Annotated in this window: 3 protein-coding genes; all 3 read left to right on the top strand. The window is 35.5% G+C overall.

The features are described from left to right. The first annotated feature begins 886 nt into the window (after positions 1 to 886). The 3 genes from VB713_RS08050 (at position 887) to VB713_RS08040 (ending at position 6,054) form a co-directional block, all read left to right on the top strand. Positions 887 to 3,214, top strand: a complete 2,328-nt coding sequence (locus tag VB713_RS08050) for a hypothetical protein (protein WP_323311044.1) — start codon at positions 887 to 889, stop codon at positions 3,212 to 3,214. A gap of 37 nt (positions 3,215 to 3,251) precedes the next feature. Then, entirely contained in the window at positions 3,252 to 4,793 is a 1,542-nt protein-coding gene (gene tnpC / locus VB713_RS08045; RefSeq protein WP_323311043.1) for an IS66 family transposase, read from the top strand. Positions 4,794 to 4,899: 106 nt separating this feature from the next. Then, the gene (locus VB713_RS08040) at positions 4,900 to 6,054 is read left to right on the top strand and encodes a calcium-binding protein (protein ID WP_323311042.1); all 1,155 of its coding nucleotides are present in this window, start codon (positions 4,900 to 4,902) and stop codon (positions 6,052 to 6,054) included. Positions 6,055 to 6,058: the final 4 nt, after the last annotated feature.

Below are 6,058 nucleotides of genomic sequence, written 5' to 3'. Positions count from 1 at the left end.
TTAAGCAATTGATATTAGGTTAAGCAAGTTTAAATAATTAGCCTATAGAAAACTTGATTAAGTAACTTGTATGAATTACTTAAAATTGTTACTTATGCTTTTTATTAAATGAATAGTGCAAAAACCTGGTTTTTACGGCTTTTACGGCTTTTACAGATTCACTTAAATCAAGGTTGCGTGTATCTAAAAAAATTGTTTTTAGAGGAAACATTATTTAGAGGAAACATTATTTTCATCTCATGAGAATAATACACATAACAAGGTAGGGTTTGTCAACAAATCTGACAAGAATATAAAAAAATATTAATTTTAGTAGTCCAAAACACAATATATTCTAAGTTTATTAAAAACTAGTAAATAAAAACAGTAGAGAAAGTTAACAAGGTTATCTTTCAGTTATCTTTAACTTATCTCTAAGTTGTATTCTACATCCAAAAATTTGACGTTGAAGAATAGAATCCCCATTCGGATAAGTAAATGAGTGACTCTACCGACACCAGGGGAAACGCATCTAAATTATCTTGACAAAATACAATTTTGATGTATCAACGAAGAAATCTTAATTTATCGTTTGATTGATTTTTTTGGAGTCATGGTGATTGATTAAAGTATTGTCAATAAGGAGGCATTAATGCGAATTTATAGGTCGTTATTGAGATTCAATTGTCCTTATTGATAAGATGCGTTTCCCCTGGCGGCCTCTGCTTTAGCTTTAGTAGGAACAGTTTTAACAGGTCTTTTAGCTCCAGCAATCAGTGGAGCAATTGGAGCCGCAACCTCCACTCTTAATATCATTGGTAGCTCATTAATTGCAGCTAGTGGAGCAATTGGAGCGATTCAGAGTGCAATTCAAGGAGATTGGTTAGGAGCGATTTATCAAACCACAATGACCATTGCTACTTTTGGTATTGCTGTTTTACCTCCGGGTTCAGAGACAATTATTCAAGCTCTCAAAGTTTCTAAACAAGTTATTGGTACAGCCTATAGCTCTTATTTAGCATTTGAATCTGATCAATCTATCTTAGGAGTGCTGAATGTAGTTCAAGGAGTAGCTAATATCATTGCAACGGTGAATCCTGCCTTAATTAGTAGTGCTAATGGTCTTTTTGATCCGGTGAGATTGTTATTGACGGCAGGTCAAATTGCTAATCCTACATATTTTGCTATTCAAACTATTGAAAATGGTGATATTTTAGGAGGTTTAAGTTATTTAGGACAAATTGCCACAGTTATTAGTCATAATTTTGGTAACGAACTATCTAATTTGTCAAGAACCGGATTAGGACAAGTCTTTAATGAAATTCCTCTGGATCAATTCTTAAATATTTTTGAAACTGTTTCTGTAATTTCTAATGCGATCGCATCGGATGATATTGCGACTTGGATTTCTGCTGTAACATCAGGTTTAAATATCTGGGATGATGAACTCAGAGACTTTGTAAATAATCATCTAAATAACTGTGAATGTGAACCTAATACTCATCCAGTAGAAGATAGTGAGACAACAAATATTAATGATAATAGTCCAGATCCTTCAGAAGATTTATTAAATTCCGATGGTTCTAATTTGACCGATAATGAAATTACTGGAAATAATAGTGATGGTCATATTACAGATGATAATAGTGAACAACCACCAGTAAATAGCGATAACAGCAATTCAGATTCATCAGTTACTTCGCCGAGTGATACTACTTCAAGCAATAATTCTTCAGCAGATAACAATCAAAATAGTAATACTGGCAATCAAAATCTTGATTTACAGGAACAACCACTGAACCAATATTACTACGATTCTCAAGGTAATTTGATACCCATTTCAGAAACCAATGGACTAGATGCAAATGGTAATATTATTACCAATCCAGAAACTAACATCTTTTTTATTACCAAAGACCCAGAAGGGAAGGTAATTTCAATAAGTGGTATAATAACGAAACCAAACAATGATAACGGAGTAAATCAAGATTCATCTTCCATCTATCAAGATTGGTTAGAAGAATATATTGATAGTATTGCGGCTGATATTGTTTCTATTGATAATATAGCTGAAAATATAGTCGAGTTTTACGGTTATCCTGATTCATTACAACTTACTGACGTACCGGGTGCTTATTGGTCTGGTAAAACGGCTGCTTTAGAAGAATATTTTAAAAAATTACTGAAAAAAAATGGTGATGAATTAGCAGACTCAATAGGCATTCTCGGAAAAACCAATAAACTGATAGGAGTCGCCATTCAATTAGCCTCGGAAGATTATTATTCCAAAGAAAAAGGATTTAATTGGGGACGTTTTACTTTTGATTTTGGTGCAGGAGAAGGGATTGCATTGGGTGGAACAGCAATTGGAACAGAAATTGTTGAACTTTTGATAGTAGCAGGAGTAACAGTAGAAATTGGTGGTGCCGCATTAATTATAGGAGGAGTAATCTTAGGTGGATCATTACTTTGGTCTTCAGTAGATGATAATATATATCACTGGCTAGAAAGAAATATAGACTATTTGGTAAATAATTCAATCTTGATAAATAATTCAGATGAAATTTTCTGGACAAAAGAAAAGAGAGAAGAATTTTTCCTTAATTCAAATTCAGGACTTTTAGAAAGAATAGATCCCGTAATCCTCGATTTAAACAATGATGGCATTAAATTAATTAGCCTTGATGATTCTAACATTTTCTTTGATATGGATGGAGATGGCTATACTGAAAATACAGGTTGGGTTAGCGCAAAAGATGGTATTTTAACCGTTGATATTAATCTCGATGGCACTATCAACAGTATTGAAGAAATATTCTCCGAAAAATTCGGCGGAAATAAATTTAATTCTGGTCTTCAAGCATTAGCCACATTTGATAGTAATAAAGACAGCATCATTAGTAGCCAAGATACACGATTTAGTGAAATCTTAATCTGGCAAGACCTCAATCAAAATGGCATTTCTGAAAGTAATGAACTTTCTAATCTTGAGAGTGCAGGTATTACTTCTATTAATTTGCAAAATATTACAGTTAATACTGAATATGAAGGAAATAAAATCCTTCGTGTTAGTAGTTATACCAATAGTAACGGCAACTTAGGATTATTAGGGGATGCGGGATTATTAGTAGAAAAACTTGGCATTCTTACCAATAATCTTGATGGTATAATACAAATCCAATTAGAAAATTTAGCTAATTCTTTAGTAACCGTTCAGGGGGTAGAAAAGAGATAGGAAAAAATTCTGCCCAAAATCTGATAAATTAAATAACATGGAACAAAAGCGCGTCAATCACTTAGAGCAGATATCCCAGGAAGATTGGGGAAAGACTCCAACCAGCGTCAAAAAACTGGTGGAGGAAATGGCGCAGCAAATAGAACAACAGGAAAAGAAACTAGCAGAAGTCCTGAGTGTACAAGAACAATTATTAGAAAAAGTTAATCGGACTTCCGTTAACTCATCATCACCACCCTCAAGTGACCCACTGGGATTTGGAAAAAAGCCACAAAAGACAAAAAGTGGTAAAAAACGAGGGGGTCAACCAGGTCATAAAGGAAATAGTCGGGACTTATACCCCATAGAAGAATGCAAGGAAGTAAAAGAACATCATCCAGAAGAATGTACCAATTGTGGAGCAGCCCTGACTGGAGTTGATACAAACCCCTATCGTCACCAGAGAGTAGAAATTCCACCCATCAATCCCATAGTCATAGAACATCGTCTACATCAGTTGACCTGTAATGGATGTGGTACTAAAACTCGTGCAGTATTACCAGAAGATGTGAACCCAAGCGGCTACGGAGTAAGAGTAGTAGCACTAGTGGCATTGCTAAGTGGAGTATATCGCCACAGTCAAAGAATGGTAAAAAGTGCCATGCAAGAAGTATTTGGAATCTCAATATCATTGGCAAGCATTAACAAACTACGAATGGAAGCGAGTAACGCCGTAGGAAGTAGTGTAGATGAAGCCAAACTGTATATCCAAAATGCAAACGTCGTTGGAGCAGATGAAACCAGCTTCAATCAACGAAATATTGATGGTCTCAATCCTGAACAGAGAAAAGCCTGGTTATGGGTTGCAGTCACACCCCTAGTAACATTTTTTGAAATAGCCCTGACCCGTTGTACCCAAAGCGCAAAGAATTTATTGGGTGAAAACTTCAGTGGAATTTTAAACTCCGACCGTCATGGTGCTTACAACTGGGTAGACTTGGAACGTCGGCAACTATGTTGGGCGCATCTGCGACGGGAATTTATTAAAATATCAGAACGGACTGGAGTTTCCGCAGAATTGGGAACTGCACTGGTGAAACAACAAGAGAAGTTGTTTGAACTTTGGCATCGAGTCCGAGATGGGACTTTATCTCGTGCAGATTTTGTGGAGTTGGTTGAGGAGATTCGCTCATCTATCAGAGCAACTTTACAAGAAGCTGACGGTTATGAGATTACCAGTCGGGAAAAAACACCTTTAGCAAAAACTGTCCGCACTTGTCGTCAATTACTCAAAGTTGAGTCGGCGATGTGGTTATTTGTGACAACTGTTGGTGTCGAACCTACTAATAATGCTGCTGAAAGGGCTATTCGCCCTGCTGTTATTTGGCGACGGACTAGCTTTGGTTCTCAAACTCAAGCTGGTAGTATTTTTGTGGCTCGGATGCTCACTGTTGTAACAACGCTCAAATCCCAAAAGCGCAATGTTTTGGAGTTTATGACTCAGGCTGTTGTTGCTGCTCGTGATAGGAAAACTGCACCTTCTTTGCTTCCACAAGTTACTGCTGATGCTGATGATTCTAATTTTTTAAAAGCTGCTTAATTTTATTGCTTGATTTTGGGGGTAATTTTTCTTCTTCTTTACACCCCCCCCTGAACGGTTACATTCTTTACTTGTATTAGAAAAATCTCAAGATTATGTTCTTGATTTGCATCAATATCAAGCCACAATTGTCATCGGAAATGATGGTAGCGATACCTTATACACATCAGGCACAGAAGCTATATTTGTTGATGGAGGAAATGGCAATGACACCTTAATAGGTGGTGATAATAATGACTTTTTAATTGGTGGTTTAGGTGCGGATAAATTACAAGGCGGGAAAGGTAATGATGTCCTATTGATTGATGCAGAAGATCAAGTTATTAATGCAGGAGAAGGACTTGATGCTATTTTTGTTTCTACTTCTGACTCTATAACCCTTGACCTAAATCAAATTAATGCAGAATTTATCTTTAGTCACGATGGCAATGATCATATTACTAATTCAGGTCAACAAGATGTGATTATTTATGGAGGTAACGGTAATGATTATCTAGTAGGAGGGGCAGGTATTGATCTAATTCAAGGGGGAGACGGAGATGATTTTCTATCTGGTCGTTTTACCAATGAATCTTTAAACAATAACATTGCAGAGAATACGACTGAAACCGGAAAAGATTTATTAGAAGGAGGAAATGGGAATGATCTATACTTCTTTGCTTACGGTAGTGGTAATGATTTGATTTTTGATAATAGTCCAAGTAATAATGATCAATTAATTTTTGGTGAAGGAATCTTACCCAGTAATGTACTATTGTCAAAAGTGAGTAATCAGCCAGAAAATCTCAAAATTACCTTCACTAATAATCAATCTGATAGTATTATCATCAATCAACAATTTAATGAAAATGGGAAAATTGAGGAATTTGTTTTTGCCAATGGTATTAAATGGTCATCAGAGTTTATACAACAAAAAATTGTTCATTCAACTGGTATTAATATGAGTCAAGCTCTTGTTGGTACTGATAATTCAGAACTATTTAACTTAGGAAATAATCAGAGTAATTCTAATCTGCAATATCCTATTTTAATTCAAAACTTTGACCCCATTAACGACCAAATTCAACTATCTGGCATTCTCGATAAATATAGCCTTGGCTCAACTCCTCAAGGCTTACCTTCCGGTACGGGTATTTACTTCAATAATTCAGGAGAAAATCAATTAATTGGTATTATTGAAGGACAGTATAATCTAAATTTAAATGAGTCATTGAGGCTGTGGTTTTTTTGGACCTCTAGGACTAGAAGTAAAACGTTTTAAGTCC

The organism is Anabaena cylindrica UHCC 0172 (genome assembly GCF_034931625.1).
GTDB lineage: Bacteria > Cyanobacteriota > Cyanobacteriia > Cyanobacteriales > Nostocaceae > Anabaena > Anabaena cylindrica_A.
Note: the sequence above shows the minus strand (reverse complement) of the source record. Positions and strands in the feature narration are given on the sequence as shown.